Here is a 16,413-nt window from a genome sequence, read left to right on the forward strand (position 1 = left end):
AGCCGCGATTACAGAGAGAAATTAATGTAATCCAAAAACAAAATCAAGATCATTGTAAGTTAAAGGTAAATTAAACTCTACGTCTTTTGGGAGGACGACAACCATTATGTGGAAGCGGAGTTACGTCAATAATTTCAGTAACTTCGATGCCAGCACCGTGGATAGTTCTAATAGCAGACTCACGTCCGTTACCTGGACCCTTCACATATGCTTTTACCTTTCTTAGGCCAAGATCGAATGCTATTTTAGCACAATCCTGGGCAGCCATCTGAGCTGCATAAGGAGTATTCTTTTTAGAACCTCTAAATCCCATTTTTCCAGCAGATGACCAAGAGATAATCTGCCCTTCACTGTTTGCAAGAGAAACAATAATATTGTTGAAAGATGAATGAACATGCAACTGTCCATTAGCGTCTACTTTCACATTTCTCTTTTTAGCTGCAACTGTTTTTTTTGCCATATCAACAATTATTATTTAGTAGCTTTTTTCTTATTAGCAACGGTTTTCTTTCTACCCTTACGAGTACGTGCATTGTTCTTAGTGCTCTGACCTCTTACAGGCAGACCAATACGGTGACGTACACCACGATAGCAACCAATATCCATTAATCGCTTAATGTTCAATTGGATTTCAGAACGAAGATCACCTTCTACTTTATACTCTGCACCGATAATCTCACGAATCTTAGCAGCTTGATCATCTGTCCAGTCTTTAACCTTCAGATCTTTATCTACACCAGCTTTATCTAAAATTTTTGCTGAACTACTGCGACCTATTCCATATACATAGGTCAACGCAATTTCACCTCTTTTGTTCTGAGGCAAATCTACACCAACTATTCTTATAGCCATATACTAAATTATTTTTTTTGCAAAAATAACAAATTATCCTTGACGTTGTTTATACTTAGGATTTTTCTTGTTAATAACATACAAACGGCCATTACGTCTAACGATCTTACATTCTGGCGTGCGTTTCTTTAATGATGCTCTTACTTTCATATCTTATTTTATTTATATCTAAACACAATTCTTCCTTTCGATAAGTCGTAAGGAGACATTTCGACTCTCACTTTATCTCCTGGCAGGATCTTGATGTAATGCATCCGCATCTTACCTGAAATATGTGCAGTAATCTCATGTCCGTTTTCTAATTCAACACGAAACATTGCATTTGACAATGCTTCAACTATAACTCCATCTTGTTCTATTGCAGATTGCTTTGCCATATTATATTGCTTTATCTCCTAAAACTTCTTCTATGAATTTGAATGATGACAAAATATCAGCTTCACCAGCGCCTACTGCTACCGTATGTTCAAAGTGTGCAGCACACTTACGGTCTCTGGTTCTAACAGTCCATCCGTCACGTTCCATAATCACTTGCCGGTCTCCCAGTGTTATCATCGGCTCTATCGCTATGCAAAGCCCTCTCTTCATCAAAGGACCATATCCTCTCTTGCCATAATTAGGCACCTGAGGGTCTTCATGCATTTCATGACCAATTCCATGACCAACAAACTCACGCACTACACCATAAGAATGAGACTCACAATATTGCTGGATAGCATATCCTACATCTCCGATTCTTTTGCCTTGCACTGCATTCTGAATGCCAATATATAACGCTTCTTTAGTTACCTTCAACAAATTACGAACTTCTTCGTCCACCTCACCTACACAAAAAGTATAAGCAGAATCACCGCAGAAACCATTCATATATGTTCCGCAATCCACAGATACAATATCACCTTCTTTCAGAACAATATCGTTTGGGATTCCATGCACTACCTGTTCATTTACAGAAGTACAGAGGGATGCGGGAAACGGTTCGCCATATTGATTCGGAAATCCTTTGAAAGTTGGAGTTGCTCCGTGATCTCTAATGAACTCTTCAGCAACTTTATCCAACTCACGTGTAGTTACACCGGGCTTCACCAGTTTGGCAACCTCTGCCAGAGTCTTTCCAACAAGCAGGTTGCTCTGACGGAGCAATTCTATTTCATCTTCTGTTTTAAGAAATATCATTTCTAATCTAAAGAATTAATATGCCGCCACACCAGCGCGTCCTTTAATACGACCTGATTTCAACAGACCATCATAGTGTCTCATCAACAAATGACTTTCAACCTGTTGCAGTGTATCAAGAACCACACCTACAAGAATTAACAAAGACGTACCACCGAAGAATTGAGCGAAACCAGCTTGTACTCCGAATATACCAGCAAAAGCAGGCATAATAGCAACTAAAGCCAAGAAGAAAGAACCAGGTAAAGTAATACGAGACATAATATCATCGATATACTCTGCTGTTTTCTTTCCCGGTTTAATGCCAGGGATGAAACCATTATTTCTCTTCATATCCTCAGCCATCTGAGTCGGATTAATTGTAATTGCAGTATAGAAATATGTAAATAATATAATCATTACCGCAAAAACAAAATTATACCAGAAACTTGTATGATCTGTAAACGCATGCAAGAAACCGCCTGCATTATTTACATTTGAAAAACCAATAAATGTAATAGGTATAAACATGATTGCCTGAGCAAAGATGATAGGCATTACACCAGCAGCATTCACTTTCAAGGGAATGTACTGTCTTGCACCACCATATTGCTTGTTACCTACAATTCTCTTAGCATACTGTACAGGAATCTTTCTTGTACCCTGCACCAAAAGAATAGCAGCGCCAATCACTAACAATAAGAATACGATTTCAATTATAAACATAATCAGACCACCACTCTTATTTGCTACTCTTGATACAACTTCCTGCAACAGAGCATCAGGGAAACGAGCAATAATACCGATTAAGATGATAAATGAAATACCATTACCAATACCTTTATCAGTAATTCTTTCACCAAGCCACAAAATAAACATACTACCTGCTGCCAAAATAATGGTAGAGGTAACCATAAACAGAGTCCAATCTAATGAAGCATTTAAGGAAGGGCCAGCCTGCATTTTAAGATTGAGCAAATAAGAAGGGGCCTGAACTAACAATATAGCGATCGTCAGATAACGAGTATATTGATTCATTTTTCTTCTGCCGCTCTCACCTTCGCGTTGCAGTTTCTGGAAATACGGCACAGCGATTCCCAACAACTGGATTACGATAGATGCAGAGATATAAGGCATGATTCCTAATGCAAAAATAGAGGCATTAGAAAATGCTCCTCCAGAGAACATATTTAACAAGGCTAAAAGGCCTTCACTTGTTTGTTCGTGCAATTTTGCCAGCATAGCCGGATTAATACCCGGTAATACGACATATGATCCGAAACGGTAAATTGCCACAAACAATATGGTGATGAGGATCCGCTGTCTCAGATCCTCAATCTTCCATATATTCTTTAATGTTTCAATAGCTTTTCTCATTGAATCAGAGTTTTACTACAGTTCCACCAGCAGCTTCGATAGCAGCAGTTGCAGTCTTAGAGAATGCATGAGCTTCTACTTCCAGCTTGTTAGTCAGAGTTCCGTTACCCAACACTTTTACCAACTGATTTGAAGAAATAAATCCTGCTTCGATAAAGTCGTTAACACCAACTTTTGCCAAGCTCTTAGCTTCAGCAAGTTTCTGGATAGTATCCAAGTTGATTGCTTTATATTCTACACGATTGATATTCTTAAAACCAAATTTAGGAACTCGACGTTGAAGAGGCATCTGACCACCTTCAAAACCGATTTTCTTAGAGTATCCAGATCTTGATTTAGCTCCCTTATGACCTCTTGTAGAAGTACCGCCTAAGCCAGAACCAGTTCCACGTCCAATTCTTTTTCTTGTCTTAGTAGATCCCTCTGCAGGTTTTAAATTACTTAAGTTCATATTGTAATTTCGTTTTATTATTCAATAAATAATTACTTAACAATGGTAACCAAGTGTTTTACCTTATCTACCATTCCAAGAATTGAAGGAGTGCTTTCGTGTTCAACCACGCGGTTCAGTTTACGAAGTCCCAGTGCATCAAGAGTTCTTTTCTGATCAGCCGGAGCACCAATTCTACTTTTAACTTGTTTAATCTTTATAGTTGACATATCTCCTCCTTATCCTCTAAATACTTTTTCAACACTAATACCTCTGTTCTGAGCAACCATTCTTGCGTCACGCATTTCACTTAAAGCTTCGATTGTAGCTTTAACAAGGTTATGCGGATTTGAAGAACCCTTTGATTTTGCCAAAACGTCAGTTACACCAACACTTTCCAATACAGCACGCATAGCACCACCGGCTACAACACCAGTTCCGTGAGATGCAGGTTTGATGAATACTTCAGCACCACCAAATCTAGCAGATTGTTCATGAGGAACAGTACCTTTCAAAATAGGTACTTTCACCAGGTTCTTTTTAGCTGACTCAACACCTTTAGCGATAGCAGCTGTTACTTCACCTGCTTTACCAAGTCCCCAACCAATGATACCTTCTTCGTTACCTACAACAACGATTGCAGAGAAACTAAAAGTTCTACCACCTTTGGTAACTTTAGTAACACGATTAATAGCAACCAATCTATCTTTCAGTTCTATATCGTTAGTAATCTTAACTCTATTATTAACTCCTGCCATAATGATTAAAATTTAAGTCCACCGTTACGAGCAGCATCAGCTACTTCTTTTACTCTCCCATGATACAAGTAACCATTACGGTCGAAAACAACAGTAGTTATACCTGCTTCCTGAGCCTTTTTAGCAATCATTTCACCAACTTTAGCAGCTTGTTCTTTTTTAGAAACCTTCTCAGTCACACCTAAAGAAGAAGCAGCAGCCAGTGTCTTACCAGAAAGATCATCGATAATCTGGACATAAATTTGCTTGTTACTTCTAAATACACTCATACGCGGACGTTCAGTAGTACCTGAAATCTTATTGCGTACGCTATATTTGATCTTAACTCGTCTTTCTATTTTTGTTGTCATAATAATCTAATTTTATATGATTTACTTAGCGCCGGCTGATTTACCAGACTTTCTACGAATTACTTCGCCAACAAACTTAATACCTTTACCCTTATATGGTTCAGGCTTACGGAAAGAACGTATTTTAGAGCAAACTTGACCAAGCAACTGTTTGTCACACGATTCCAATATGATAAGAGGATTCTTATTTCTTTCAGACTTAGTTTCAACTTTTACCTCAACAGGCAATTGGATGAAAATATTGTGTGTATAACCTAAAGCCAGTTCAATGATGTTACCTTGGTTAGAAGCACGATAACCTACACCGACAAGTTCCAACTCTTTTTTATATCCTTCAGATACGCCCACAACCATGTTATGAACCAATGAACGATACAAACCGTGGAAAGCGTGTTTTTGCTTCGGGTTATCAAGCATTTCTTTATCGTTTTCTGTTAAAGTCACGTGTCCATCTTCAATGGCAACATTGATAGCAGGATTCACATATTGGCTCATTTCGCCTTTGGGTCCCTTTACGGTAACCACATCATCCTTCAGAGTGACTGTCACTCCAGCAGGAATACTAATGGGTAATTTTCCTATTCTTGACATTCTAATTCCTCCTAATTAATATACATAACACAAGACTTCACCACCAATCTTCAGTTCTGCAGCCTCTTTGTTAGTCATTACACCTTTGGAAGTAGATATTATAGCAATACCCAACCCATTAATAACACGCGGCATATCTTTATAACCAGTATACTTACGCATACCCGGAGAAGATATTCTTTCTAATTTTTTGATTGCGTTAACTTTGTTAACAGAATCATACTTCAAGGCAACCTTAATAGTTCCTTGAGGACCATCTTCTACAAACTTATAGTTAAGAATGTAGCCTTTTTCAAAAAGAATCTTAGTGATTTCTTTTTTCAAGTTCGAAGCGGGAACTTCAACAACTCTGTGCTTAGCACCAATCGCGTTCCGCAACCTCGTCAAATAATCTGCTATTGGATCAGTCATATAAAATAAATTAAATTAATCAGGACTTCCCTGACAATATTTAAACAATAATTACCAGCTTGCTTTCTTTACGCCTGGGATCAGTCCGTTAGATGCCATTTCACGGAATTGAATTCTTGAAACTCCGAATTGGCGAATATAACCTTTAGGACGACCAGTCAGTTTGCAGCGGTTGTGCATACGAATCGGATTAGAATTCTTCGGCAACTCTTGCAACTTCTGTGCAGCTTCGAAAGCGTCAGCAGGCTCACCTGTTCTAACGATTTGTTTCAAAGCAGCTCTTTTTTCGGCGAATTTGGCTACTAATTTAGCACGTTTTACTTCACGTGCTTTCATTGATTCCTTTGCCATATCTATTAGTCTTTTTTAGCGTTTTTAAAAGGTAAACCGAATTCCTTCAGCAATGCATAACCTTCTTCATCTGTTTCCGCAGAGGTTACAAAGGTAATATTCATTCCGAGAATTCTTGTAATACTATCGATATTTATTTCAGGGAAAATGATTTGTTCCTGAATACCAAGGGTATAGTTACCTTTACCATCAAACTTACTTTCGATACCTTTGAAGTCACGGATACGAGGAAGAGCTACACGAACCAATTTTTCAAGGAATTCGTACATTCTTTCACGGCGTAAAGTTACCATAACGCCGATCGGCATTTTTTTACGCAACTTAAAGTTTGCGATATCTTTACGAGAAATGGTAGCTACAGCTTTCTGACCTGTAATAGCCGTCATTTCATTGATTGCAACTTCAATAATCTTCTTATCGGCAACAGCCATACCTAAACCCTGATTGATAACAATCTTCTTAAGTACGGGTATCTGCATTGTAGAAGAATACTGGAACTGTGATTTCAATGCAGGTGCTATACGCTCTGCATATTCTTTCTTAAGACTAGCAGTATTACTCATTACTTAATCTCCTCTCCTGATTTTTTAGAATAACGCACTACAGTTCTTTTACCTTCCAAAGAACTTACTTTTCTCCCAATACGCGTTGCTTTACCAGTTTTTGGATCAACCGGGTTCAAGTTTGAAATGTGGATAGAAGCTTCCTGCTTCACAATACCACCTTGCGGATTCTTTGCATTCGGTTTTGTGCTTTTAGATACCATATTGATACCTTCTACAAATGCACGTCCTTCTTTAACAAGAACCTTCAATACACGACCAGTTTTGCCCTTATCTTCACCAGCATTTACGTAAACTGTATCGCCTTTTTTAATATGTAATTTACTCATTACTTAAATCTTTTACAAAATTAAAGTACCTCAGGCGCAAGTGACACAACTTTCATGTTAGTAGCACGAAGTTCTCTTGCTACAGGACCGAAAATACGACTTCCTCTAATTTCACCTGCATTATTCAACAACACGCAAGCATTATCATCAAAACGTATATAAGAACCATCAGGACGACGGATTTCTTTTTTTGTACGTACAATCAAAGCCTTTGATACTGCACCTTTTTTAACATCACTAGAAGGGATAACACTCTTCACTGAAACAACAATGACATCCCCCACCGAAGCGTAACGACGACGTGTACCACCCAAAACGCGGATACACATAGCCTCTTTAGCTCCACTGTTATCACATACTGTAAGTCTGGATTCTACTTGTATCATAATTACTTAGCTCTTTCAATTATTTCTACTAATCTCCATCTTTTAGTCTTGCTCAAAGGACGAGTTTCCATGATGCTTACAGTATCACCGATATTGCATTCATTCTTTTCATCGTGAGCATGGTACTTCTTCGTTTTGCTAACGAACTTACCATATATAGGGTGTTTTTCCTTAAATTTGGCAGCAACTGTGATAGTCTTATCCATCTTATTGCTCACAACAACCCCTGTTCTTTCTTTTCTTAAATTTCTTGCTTCCATCAAGCTGATCATTTATTGTTAAGTTCTCTTTGGCGTAACTCAGTTTTCATACGCGCAATAGTCCTGCGTAATTGTTTGATTTGAGCAGGATTTTCCAAAGGAGAAATAGAATGATTGATAACCATCTGGTCATAATTAGCTGTTTCTGCCTCTACTCTTTCTACTAAATCACTAGTAGTCATTTCTTTAATTTCTGCAATTTTCATAACACTTACGCATTTTGATTTTGAATATCATAATCACGTCTTACGACAAACTTCGTTGTAATAGGAAGCTTTTGAGCAGCTAAGCGCAATGCTTCTTTCGCGATTTCGTAAGATACTCCTTCAGCTTCAATAATGATTCTACCTGGAGTCACAGGAGCCACAAATCCTTCCGGAGCACCTTTACCTTTACCCATACGTACATCGGCAGGTTTTCTAGTGATCGGTTTGTCCGGGAATATACGGATCCAGATCTGTCCTTGACGTTGCATATATCTTGTTACTGCAATACGAGCAGCTTCGATCTGACGGCCTGTAATCCACTTAGTCTCCAAAGCCTTTATGCCAAAAGAACCGAAGGCCAACTGATTGCCTCTCTGAGCAATACCTTTCTGACGGCCTTTTTGTTGTCTTCTGAATTTTGTCTTTTTCGGTTGTAACATAGTTTCCTAAAATTCAAATTCGTTTAGCGATTATTTTTCTTTCTTTTGAAGTTCTTTCCGCCGTTGTTTCCACCATTGTTTCCACGACCACTTTCTTTGCTTTGTGTAAAGTTCGGAGCTAATTCTCTCTTACCAAATACTTCACCTCTACAAATCCAAACTTTGATACCCAGCAAACCTACCTTAGTCAATGCTTCTGCATGACAGTAGTCGATATCAGCTCTGAAAGTGTGCAACGGAGTCCTTCCTTCTTTATACATTTCAGAACGAGCCATTTCAGCTCCATTCAAACGTCCTGAAATCTGAATTTTGATACCTTCAGCACCCATACGCATTGTATTTGCGATAGCCATCTTGATGGCACGGCGATAGGCAATTTTACCTTCTACCTGGCGAGCGATATTGTTAGCAACAATCACAGCATCCAGTTCAGGTCTTTTCACTTCAAAGATATTGATTTGAATATCTTTGTCGGTAACCTTCTTCAACTCCTCTTTTAACTTATCAACTTCTTGGCCACCTTTACCGATAATAATACCCGGGCGAGCAGTACAAACAGTAATAGTAACGAGCTTCAGCGTACGTTCAATTACGATTCTTGATACACTTGCCTTTGCAAGTCTTGCATTAAGATATTTACGGATTTTGCTATCTTCCAGCAAAGAATCACCGTAATCATTTCCACCATACCAGTTAGAATCCCATCCTCTGATAATTCCTAAACGGTTGCTTATTGGATTAACTTTTTGTCCCATCTACCTTAATTTTGATCTTCGTTATTACTTTTAGCACCAACGAACAATGTTACGTGATTTGAACGTTTGCGAATTCTATAACCTCTACCCTGGGGTGCCGGTCTCATTCTTTTGAGTGTAGCGCCACCATCAACAAAAATCTGTGTTACGAACAACTCGCCGCTTTCTGCTTTACGTTCGTTTTTCTGTTCCCAGTTAGCAATTGCAGAGCGAAGCAATTTTTCCACTCTTGCAGCAGCTTCTTTTGAAGAAAATTTCAAAACACCAAGTGCTCTGTTCACTTCCATACCACGGATCATGTCTGCAACCAGACGCATCTTACGTGGAGAAGTAGGAACATTTTGCAATTTTGCAAAATACATGGTCTTAAGGGCTTCTTTTCTCTTTTCAGCCGATATTTTTTTTCTTGCTCCCATTATTATTTATTACTTTATTATTTCAAATAAATCCTGTTATCTTTTCTTGTTACCAGCGTGTCCTCTGAATGTACGAGTTGGAGCAAATTCGCCCAACTTGTGTCCTACCATATTCTCGGTAACATAAACAGGAATAAATTTATTTCCATTGTGAACTGCAACTGTATGGCCTACAAAATCAGGCGAAATCATTGAAGCTCTGGCCCAAGTCTTTACTACGACTTTCTTGCCCGATTCATTCATGGCAAAAATTCTCTTTTCAAGCTTTACGTTAATATATGGACCTTTTTTTAATGAACGACTCATAGTTTACTCAATTAATCAGATTACTTTTTTCTTCTCTCAATAATGTACTTAGATGATTGTTTCTTAGGAGCTCTAGTCTTAAGTCCCTTAGCGTACAATCCCTTACGTGATCTTGGATGACCTCCTGAAGCACGTCCTTCACCACCACCCATCGGGTGATCAACCGGGTTCATAACAACACCACGGTTACGAGGACGACGTCCTTGCCAACGAGAGCGTCCAGCTTTACCTGAACTTTCCAATCCATGATCAGAGTTACCTACACTACCGATAGTAGCTTTACATGTGCTAAGAATCTGTCTTACTTCACCTGAAGGTAACTTGATTACACAATACTTACCCTCACGAGAAGTCAACTGTGCAAAGTTACCAGCCGAACGAACCAGAGCAGCACCCTGTCCCGGACGTAATTCGATATTGTGAATCACAGTACCCACCGGAATGTTTTGAAGAGGAAGAGCATTACCAATCTCTGGCGCTGCTGTTTCACCTGACATCAGAGTCGTGCCAACTTGCAATCCATTGGGAGCAATAATATATCTTTTTTCTCCATCAGCATAGAATAACAAAGCAATACGAGCCGAACGATTCGGATCGTATTCAATTGTCTTAACCACTGCCGGAACACCGTCCTTATTTCTCTTGAAATCAACAATTCTAATCACCTTTCTATGACCGCCACCCATGTAGCGCATAGTCATCTTACCTTCGTTGTTACGACCGCCAGATGATTTCTTACCATATACAAGAGACTTTTCTGGTACTGATGCAGTAATTTCCTCGAAAGTACCAATAATTTTATGTCTTTGCCCCGGTGTTGTGGGCTTAAATTTACGTACTGCCATTTTTATTAAATATTGCTATAAAAATCAATAGTATCTCCTTCTTTCAATGTCACGATTGCTTTTTTGAATGCATTCGTACGGCCATTGATGATACCTGCTTTGGTATAACGGCTCTTATTTTTGCCAGCATACTTTACAGTATTCACATCAATTACAGTAACATTATAAAGAGCTTCAACTTCCTTCTTAATTTCCAGTTTGTTAGCATCAGGACGCACAACAAAGCCGAAACGATTCAGCTTATCAGTGATTGCAGTCATTTTTTCTGTTACCAACGGTTTAATAATAATTCCCATTATTTAAGCCTCCTTTTTAAATTAAGATATTGTCAATAGCCTTCAGAGAGTTTTCTGTAAGCACAACAACTCCAGCATTCAATACTCTGTAAGTATTTAATCCTGAAATAGTCTGTACATTAGCACCCTCGATGTTACGAGCTGACAAATATACGTTTTTATTTGCTTCCGGTAAAATCACAAGTAGCTTTTTATCGGAAACTTTAAGATTTTTTGTCATTGCAACGAAATCCTTTGTCTTCGGAGCTTCGAAATTGAAATCTTCTACAACAACGATTGCATTGTTTTGAGCTTTATAAGACAAAGCAGACTTACGAGCCAATGTCTTAACTTTTTTATTCAATTTGAAGAAGTAATCTCTTGGCTTCGGGCCGAAAACACGTGCACCACCAACGAGAACCGGTGAGTTCATATCACCACGACGTGCTCCACCGCCACCTTTCTGACGACCGATTTTACGAGTAGAACCACTGATTTCACTTCTTTCTTTTGACTTGTGAGTACCCTGACGCTGGTTGGCCATAAATTGTTTTACGTCCAAATAGATAGCGTGGTCGTTGGGCTCAATTCCGAAGATAGATTCGTTTAACGTAACCTTTCTCCCAGTGTCTTCACCTTTAATGTTATATACGTTAACTTCCATTATTTCTCAATTAATACGATTGAACCTTTGCAACCCGGGATAGAACCTTTAATCAAAAGAAGGTTATGATCCGCGATTACTTTTAATACCTGCAAGTTTTGTACAGTGACTCTGTCACCACCAAGTTGTCCACCCATGCGCATTCCTTTGAATACTTTTGCAGGGTAAGAACAAGCTCCAATAGAACCCGGTTTACGAGCGCGGTTGTGCTGACCGTGAGTAGCCTGACCCACACCACCAAAACCATGTCTTTTTACTACACCCTGGAAACCTTTACCTTTAGAAGTACCAACAACGTCAACAAAGTCAGCGCCATCAAACAACTCTACGGTAATTGTATCACCCAGATTCAATTCTGTTTCAAATTCTTTGAACTCAGCCAAGTGTCTCTTCGGTGTTACCCCAGCTCTTTTGAAGTGACCCATCAACGGTTTAGTTGTATGTTTTTCCTTTTTGTCCTGGAAACCCAACTGAACAGCTGCATAGCCATCTTTCTCTACAGTTTTAATCTGAGTAACAACACAAGGACCTGCTTCGATAACAGTGCATGGTACATTCTTACCATCGGCACTGAAAACGGATGTCATTCCGATTTTTTTTCCTAATAATCCTGGCATTTCACTAATTTTTAATTATCAAACTTTAATTTCTACTTCCACACCACTCGGTAACTCCAACTTCATCAGAGCGTCCACTGTCTTAGCTGTTGAGCTATAAATGTCGATCAATCTCTTATAAGAAGAAAGTTCAAACTGTTCACGAGACTTTTTGTTAACGAAAGTCGAGCGGTTCACTGTAAAGATACGCTTGTGCGTAGGAAGAGGAATTGGACCACTAACAATAGCACCCGTAGCCTTTACGGTTCTTACAATCTTCTCAGCTGATTTGTCAACCAAGTTGTGGTCGTAAGATTTCAATTTAATTCTAATTTTCTGACTCATTATATTTTTAAATTAAGATAGTTATAAATAAGATAAAGCGGCAGGCTAAGAGTCATTCGCTAGCCTGCTGCCTAAGATATTTTAGAGTAAATCAGTACGTCCCTTTACTTCATCCAATACTGCCTTGGCAATAGAAGCTGAAACTTGAGCGTGATGAGAATATGTCATAGATGACGTTGCACGACCAGAAGAGATAGTACGTAATGCGGTCACATAACCAAACATTTCAGCCAGCGGAACCATTGCTTTCACAATACGGGCACCTGAACGGCTGGATTCCATACCTTCAACCTGACCACGACGCTTATTTAAGTCACCGATAACATCACCCATATTTTCTTCCGGAGTTACTACTTCCAGTTTCATTATAGGCTCCATCAATACAGGACCTGCCTTTGCACAAGCATTTTTATAAGCCATCTGCGCACAGATTTCGAAAGACAACTGGTCAGAGTCAACCGGATGGAATGAACCATCTATCAATGTTACTTTCAGTGAATCCAGCGGATATCCGGCCAATACACCATTCTTAATAGCAGTCGCAAAACCTTTCTGAACAGCAGGAATAAATTCTTTAGGAATATTACCACCCTTCACTTCATCAACAAATTGCAATCCACCTTCTTTAAAATCCTCATCAACCGGACCTACATTTACGATGATATCAGCAAACTTTCCACGACCACCTGACTGCTTCTTGTATACTTCACGCAAGTTAACAGTCTTAGTGATAGCTTCCTTGTAGTTTACTTGAGGCTTACCTTGGTTACATTCCACCTTAAACTCACGTCTCAAACGATCGATAATAATATCAAGGTGAAGTTCACCCATACCAGAGATCACTGTCTGACCAGTCTGTTCGTCGGATTTTACAGTAAATGTCGGATCTTCCTCAGCAAGCTTAGCTAAACCAATAGAAAGTTTATCCATATCTTTCTGGGTCTTCGGTTCAACTGCAATACCAATTACAGTTTCAGGGAAGTCAATAGATTCCAGAATAATAGGAGCTGTTTCGTCACATAAGGTATCACCTGTGTGAATATCTTTAAATCCAACGCCAGCACCGATATCACCTGCGCTAATCACTTCTACAGGGTTCTGCTTATTTGAGTGCATCTGGAACAAACGTGAAACACGTTCTTTCTTTCCTGAACGAGAGTTATAGATATAAGAACCTGCTTCAATCTTACCTGAATAGACACGGAAGAAAGTCAAACGACCAACATAAGGGTCAGTTGCAATCTTAAATGCCAAAGCTGCAGTCTTAGCCTCTTCACTCGGCTTACGATCTTCTTCAGCACCTGTATCCGGATTAGTACCAATTACATTTTCCGTATCCAATGGGGAAGGCAACAATGCACAAACATAGTCAAGCAATGTCTGAACACCTTTATTCTTAAATGAAGAACCGCACAACATTGGAACAATAGCCATTTGAACAGTAGCACTACGAAGGGCTCTAAAGATTTCCTCTTCAGTAATAGTTGAAGGATCTTCGAAATATTTCTCCATCAAAGCATCATCAAATTCAGATACTTTTTCCAGCAGCTTATCTCTCCATTCATCAGCTTCCTCTTTAAGAGCAGCAGGAATTTCTTCTATACTATAGTCAGCACCCATCGTTTCATCATGCCACAGAATAGCCTTCATCTTGATAAGATCAACTACACCTTTGAAGTTTTCTTCAGCGCCGATAGGAATTACTACCGGACATGGATTAGCGCCCAATACAGACTTCATTTGGCTTACTACATCGAAGAAGTTAGCACCGGAACGGTCCATCTTGTTCACATATGCAATACGGGGAACATTGTATTTGTCAGCTTGACGCCATACAGTTTCCGACTGAGGCTCTACACCACCTACTGCACAGTAAGCAGCGACAGCACCATCAAGAACACGTAATGAACGTTCCACTTCAGCAGTAAAGTCAACGTGTCCCGGAGTATCAATCAAATTTATTTTATAAGTATCACCAGCATACTTCCATTTAGTCGTTGTTGCAGCAGAAGTAATAGTAATACCACGTTCTTGCTCCTGCGCCATCCAGTCCATAGTAGCAGCACCATCATGAACTTCACCGATTTTGTGAGTCAATCCAGTATAGAACAGGATACGTTCAGAAGTTGTTGTTTTTCCGGCATCAATGTGAGCCATGATACCGATATTACGAGTCAAATGTAAATCTTGCTTAGCCATCTTTTAATTCCTTTTACTTTAAGTTTTTAATTGATTGTATCTTATAGTATTAGAATCTAAAATGAGCAAATGCACGGTTAGCCTCAGCCATTCTATGCATATCTTCTTTACGTTTGTATGCACCACCTTGTTCATTGAAGGCATCCATGATCTCAGCAGCCAACTTGTCAGCCATTGATTTACCACCTCTTTTACGAGCAAACAGGATCAAATTCTTCATTGAGATTGATTCCTTACGATCCGGACGGATTTCAGTAGGAACTTGGAAAGTAGCACCACCTACACGGCGAGACTTAACTTCCACTTGCGGAGTCACATTATCCAAAGCCTTTTTCCAGATTTCAAGAGCAGATTTTTCTTCGTTAGGAAGTTTCACTTTCACTGTTTCCAGAGCGGCATAAAAGATTTCATAAGATGTATTCTTCTTACCATCATACATCAAGTGGTTTACGAACTTTGAAACCTTTTGGTCATTAAAAACGGGATCCGGAAGGATTACACGTTTTTTGGGTTTTGCTTTTCTCATTTGTTTGAAAAATAATGTTTTTGTTCTTGGTTGTCTACTTCTCGACTTCTTCAACTCTCCCACCGGAGAATTTACTCAACCTTTAGCATTTCCAACAAACTAAAACGTAAGTTATTACTTTGATTTTAATTAGGTCTTAATCCTTATTTTTTCTTAGCCGGTGCAGCTTGTCCTGGTTTCGGACGCTTAGCTCCGTATTTAGAACGTCTTTGAGTACGACCAGCGACACCTGCTGTATCAAGCGTACCACGAACGATGTGATAACGTACACCCGGAAGGTCTTTTACACGACCGCCACGTACCAAAACGATTGAGTGTTCCTGCAAGTTGTGTCCTTCTCCCGGAATGTAAGAGTTAACCTCTTTCTGGTTAGTCAAACGTACACGAGCTACTTTACGCATTGCAGAGTTCGGCTTCTTCGGAGTAGTAGTATATACTCTCACGCAAACGCCACGTCTTTGAGGACATGAATCCAAGGCTGGAGATTTACTTTTCTCCACCAGCACTTCGCGTCCTTTTCTTACTAATTGCTGAATTGTAGGCATTTTAATTGTTTTTTGATTTATATTATTGTTATATTAATTTCGTAACTATACATTTTGGGCTGCAAAAATACGAATAATATTTGAATATTCAATGCGCCACAACCTTTTTTTATTTTTTAATATTTTTATATCAGTCTCACGCTTCACCTTTTACACTTGTCAGGGGAGCAATAGGAGATTCATCGGAAATACGTATCGGACCAAATACACGTTCATATTTAGCGATATTATCTTCCAATGCCCGCAGCAGTCGTTTTGCGTGTTCGGGAGCCACGATGACACGCGATTGCACGCCAGCTTTCGGCACACCCGGCATCACGCGTATAAAATCAAGAATAAATTCTGAGCTTGAATGGGTTATAATAGCTAGATTGGCATATGTACCCTGTGCTACTTCTTCTTTTAACTCAATCTGTAATTGCCCGTTGTTATTTTGCTCTTCCATTATATAATATGATTAATAGTTATCCTGCAAAATAACA

At 39.2% G+C, this 16,413-nt stretch carries 31 protein-coding genes; all 31 read right to left on the minus strand.

All coding sequences use genetic code 11. The annotated features are described in order from the left end of the window. Positions 1 to 70 precede the first annotated feature (70 nt). Positions 71 to 460, minus strand: a complete 390-nt coding sequence (gene rpsK, locus BacF7301_RS02135; RefSeq protein ID WP_004296327.1) for a 30S ribosomal protein S11 — start codon at positions 458 to 460, stop codon at positions 71 to 73. An 11-nt stretch (positions 461 to 471) separates the two neighbouring features. Next, on the minus strand, positions 472 to 852 hold the full coding sequence (rpsM, locus tag BacF7301_RS02140) for a 30S ribosomal protein S13 (protein ID WP_004296328.1): 381 nt from the start codon (positions 850 to 852) through the stop codon (positions 472 to 474). A 33-nt stretch (positions 853 to 885) separates the two neighbouring features. Then, positions 886 to 1,002: a type B 50S ribosomal protein L36 gene (gene ykgO, locus BacF7301_RS02145; RefSeq protein WP_002558051.1), complete on the minus strand. Its 117-nt coding sequence runs from the start codon at positions 1,000 to 1,002 to the stop codon at positions 886 to 888. Positions 1,003 to 1,010: 8 nt separating this feature from the next. Next, a complete protein-coding gene (infA, locus tag BacF7301_RS02150; RefSeq protein ID WP_002558052.1) occupies positions 1,011 to 1,229 on the minus strand; it encodes a translation initiation factor IF-1 in 219 nt (72 codons plus the stop codon). A gap of 1 nt (position 1,230) precedes the next feature. Then, complete coding sequence (gene map, locus BacF7301_RS02155) at positions 1,231 to 2,028, minus strand: type I methionyl aminopeptidase (RefSeq protein ID WP_167959810.1); 798 nt, start codon at positions 2,026 to 2,028, stop codon at positions 1,231 to 1,233. A gap of 15 nt (positions 2,029 to 2,043) precedes the next feature. Continuing rightward, positions 2,044 to 3,384 carry a preprotein translocase subunit SecY gene (gene secY / locus BacF7301_RS02160; RefSeq protein ID WP_167959812.1) on the minus strand — a complete coding sequence of 447 codons (1,341 nt, stop codon included), beginning with the start codon at positions 3,382 to 3,384 and terminating at the stop codon, positions 2,044 to 2,046. 4 nt (positions 3,385 to 3,388) lie between these two features. Continuing rightward, on the minus strand, positions 3,389 to 3,835 hold the full coding sequence (rplO, locus tag BacF7301_RS02165) for a 50S ribosomal protein L15 (protein ID WP_044655423.1): 447 nt from the start codon (positions 3,833 to 3,835) through the stop codon (positions 3,389 to 3,391). 32 nt (positions 3,836 to 3,867) lie between these two features. Continuing rightward, positions 3,868 to 4,044 (minus strand): 50S ribosomal protein L30, encoded by a 177-nt coding sequence (gene rpmD / locus BacF7301_RS02170; protein WP_002558056.1) that lies wholly within the window; start codon positions 4,042 to 4,044, stop codon positions 3,868 to 3,870. A gap of 9 nt (positions 4,045 to 4,053) precedes the next feature. Next, on the minus strand, positions 4,054 to 4,572 hold the full coding sequence (gene rpsE / locus BacF7301_RS02175; RefSeq protein WP_004296333.1) for a 30S ribosomal protein S5: 519 nt from the start codon (positions 4,570 to 4,572) through the stop codon (positions 4,054 to 4,056). 5 nt (positions 4,573 to 4,577) lie between these two features. Next, a complete protein-coding gene (gene rplR, locus BacF7301_RS02180) occupies positions 4,578 to 4,922 on the minus strand; it encodes a 50S ribosomal protein L18 (protein WP_167959814.1) in 345 nt (114 codons plus the stop codon). A 21-nt stretch (positions 4,923 to 4,943) separates the two neighbouring features. Continuing rightward, a complete protein-coding gene (gene rplF, locus BacF7301_RS02185) occupies positions 4,944 to 5,513 on the minus strand; it encodes a 50S ribosomal protein L6 (RefSeq protein WP_167959816.1) in 570 nt (189 codons plus the stop codon). Between the two features lie 15 nt (positions 5,514 to 5,528). After that, the gene (rpsH, locus tag BacF7301_RS02190) at positions 5,529 to 5,924 is read right to left on the minus strand and encodes a 30S ribosomal protein S8 (RefSeq protein WP_004296336.1); all 396 of its coding nucleotides are present in this window, start codon (positions 5,922 to 5,924) and stop codon (positions 5,529 to 5,531) included. A 51-nt stretch (positions 5,925 to 5,975) separates the two neighbouring features. Then, positions 5,976 to 6,275: a 30S ribosomal protein S14 gene (gene rpsN, locus BacF7301_RS02195; RefSeq protein ID WP_167959818.1), complete on the minus strand. Its 300-nt coding sequence runs from the start codon at positions 6,273 to 6,275 to the stop codon at positions 5,976 to 5,978. A 5-nt stretch (positions 6,276 to 6,280) separates the two neighbouring features. After that, a complete protein-coding gene (rplE, locus tag BacF7301_RS02200) occupies positions 6,281 to 6,838 on the minus strand; it encodes a 50S ribosomal protein L5 (RefSeq protein ID WP_004310886.1) in 558 nt (185 codons plus the stop codon). Continuing rightward, positions 6,838 to 7,167 (minus strand): 50S ribosomal protein L24, encoded by a 330-nt coding sequence (gene rplX / locus BacF7301_RS02205; RefSeq protein ID WP_007747948.1) that lies wholly within the window; start codon positions 7,165 to 7,167, stop codon positions 6,838 to 6,840. Before rplX ends, rplE begins: the two co-directional genes overlap by 1 nt. A gap of 20 nt (positions 7,168 to 7,187) precedes the next feature. Next, positions 7,188 to 7,553: a 50S ribosomal protein L14 gene (gene rplN, locus BacF7301_RS02210; protein ID WP_024988104.1), complete on the minus strand. Its 366-nt coding sequence runs from the start codon at positions 7,551 to 7,553 to the stop codon at positions 7,188 to 7,190. A 2-nt stretch (positions 7,554 to 7,555) separates the two neighbouring features. Then, positions 7,556 to 7,825 (minus strand): 30S ribosomal protein S17, encoded by a 270-nt coding sequence (rpsQ, locus tag BacF7301_RS02215; protein WP_209319491.1) that lies wholly within the window; start codon positions 7,823 to 7,825, stop codon positions 7,556 to 7,558. Beyond that, positions 7,822 to 8,019 carry a 50S ribosomal protein L29 gene (gene rpmC / locus BacF7301_RS02220; RefSeq protein WP_005675431.1) on the minus strand — a complete coding sequence of 66 codons (198 nt, stop codon included), beginning with the start codon at positions 8,017 to 8,019 and terminating at the stop codon, positions 7,822 to 7,824. The genes rpsQ and rpmC overlap by 4 nt, the downstream gene beginning before the upstream one ends. A 5-nt stretch (positions 8,020 to 8,024) precedes the next feature. Then, entirely contained in the window at positions 8,025 to 8,459 is a 435-nt protein-coding gene (gene rplP / locus BacF7301_RS02225) for a 50S ribosomal protein L16 (protein WP_007212073.1), read from the minus strand. Positions 8,460 to 8,482: 23 nt separating this feature from the next. After that, complete coding sequence (rpsC, locus tag BacF7301_RS02230; protein ID WP_005675430.1) at positions 8,483 to 9,214, minus strand: 30S ribosomal protein S3; 732 nt, start codon at positions 9,212 to 9,214, stop codon at positions 8,483 to 8,485. 5 nt (positions 9,215 to 9,219) lie between these two features. Next, positions 9,220 to 9,630, minus strand: a complete 411-nt coding sequence (rplV, locus tag BacF7301_RS02235) for a 50S ribosomal protein L22 (protein ID WP_004296344.1) — start codon at positions 9,628 to 9,630, stop codon at positions 9,220 to 9,222. Between the two features lie 36 nt (positions 9,631 to 9,666). Continuing rightward, positions 9,667 to 9,936 (minus strand): 30S ribosomal protein S19, encoded by a 270-nt coding sequence (gene rpsS / locus BacF7301_RS02240; RefSeq protein WP_008762037.1) that lies wholly within the window; start codon positions 9,934 to 9,936, stop codon positions 9,667 to 9,669. Positions 9,937 to 9,956: 20 nt separating this feature from the next. Next, positions 9,957 to 10,781, minus strand: coding sequence for a 50S ribosomal protein L2 (gene rplB / locus BacF7301_RS02245; protein ID WP_167959822.1), 825 nt, complete (start codon positions 10,779 to 10,781; stop codon positions 9,957 to 9,959). 5 nt (positions 10,782 to 10,786) lie between these two features. After that, a complete protein-coding gene (rplW, locus tag BacF7301_RS02250) occupies positions 10,787 to 11,077 on the minus strand; it encodes a 50S ribosomal protein L23 (RefSeq protein ID WP_167959824.1) in 291 nt (96 codons plus the stop codon). A gap of 16 nt (positions 11,078 to 11,093) precedes the next feature. After that, positions 11,094 to 11,720: a 50S ribosomal protein L4 gene (gene rplD / locus BacF7301_RS02255; protein WP_073347351.1), complete on the minus strand. Its 627-nt coding sequence runs from the start codon at positions 11,718 to 11,720 to the stop codon at positions 11,094 to 11,096. Beyond that, positions 11,720 to 12,337: a 50S ribosomal protein L3 gene (gene rplC, locus BacF7301_RS02260; RefSeq protein WP_167959826.1), complete on the minus strand. Its 618-nt coding sequence runs from the start codon at positions 12,335 to 12,337 to the stop codon at positions 11,720 to 11,722. The genes rplD and rplC overlap by 1 nt, the downstream gene beginning before the upstream one ends. 18 nt (positions 12,338 to 12,355) lie before the next feature. Then, on the minus strand, positions 12,356 to 12,661 hold the full coding sequence (gene rpsJ, locus BacF7301_RS02265; RefSeq protein ID WP_002558075.1) for a 30S ribosomal protein S10: 306 nt from the start codon (positions 12,659 to 12,661) through the stop codon (positions 12,356 to 12,358). An 81-nt stretch (positions 12,662 to 12,742) separates the two neighbouring features. Further along, positions 12,743 to 14,860, minus strand: a complete 2,118-nt coding sequence (fusA, locus tag BacF7301_RS02270) for an elongation factor G (RefSeq protein WP_167959828.1) — start codon at positions 14,858 to 14,860, stop codon at positions 12,743 to 12,745. Positions 14,861 to 14,909: 49 nt separating this feature from the next. After that, positions 14,910 to 15,386, minus strand: coding sequence for a 30S ribosomal protein S7 (gene rpsG / locus BacF7301_RS02275; protein ID WP_005675420.1), 477 nt, complete (start codon positions 15,384 to 15,386; stop codon positions 14,910 to 14,912). Positions 15,387 to 15,529: 143 nt separating this feature from the next. Beyond that, positions 15,530 to 15,931 carry a 30S ribosomal protein S12 gene (gene rpsL, locus BacF7301_RS02280; RefSeq protein WP_005675419.1) on the minus strand — a complete coding sequence of 134 codons (402 nt, stop codon included), beginning with the start codon at positions 15,929 to 15,931 and terminating at the stop codon, positions 15,530 to 15,532. A 136-nt stretch (positions 15,932 to 16,067) separates the two neighbouring features. Continuing rightward, the gene (locus BacF7301_RS02285) at positions 16,068 to 16,376 is read right to left on the minus strand and encodes a DUF3467 domain-containing protein (protein ID WP_167959831.1); all 309 of its coding nucleotides are present in this window, start codon (positions 16,374 to 16,376) and stop codon (positions 16,068 to 16,070) included. Positions 16,377 to 16,413: the final 37 nt, after the last annotated feature.

Source organism: Bacteroides faecium (genome assembly GCF_012113595.1).
GTDB lineage: Bacteria > Bacteroidota > Bacteroidia > Bacteroidales > Bacteroidaceae > Bacteroides > Bacteroides faecium.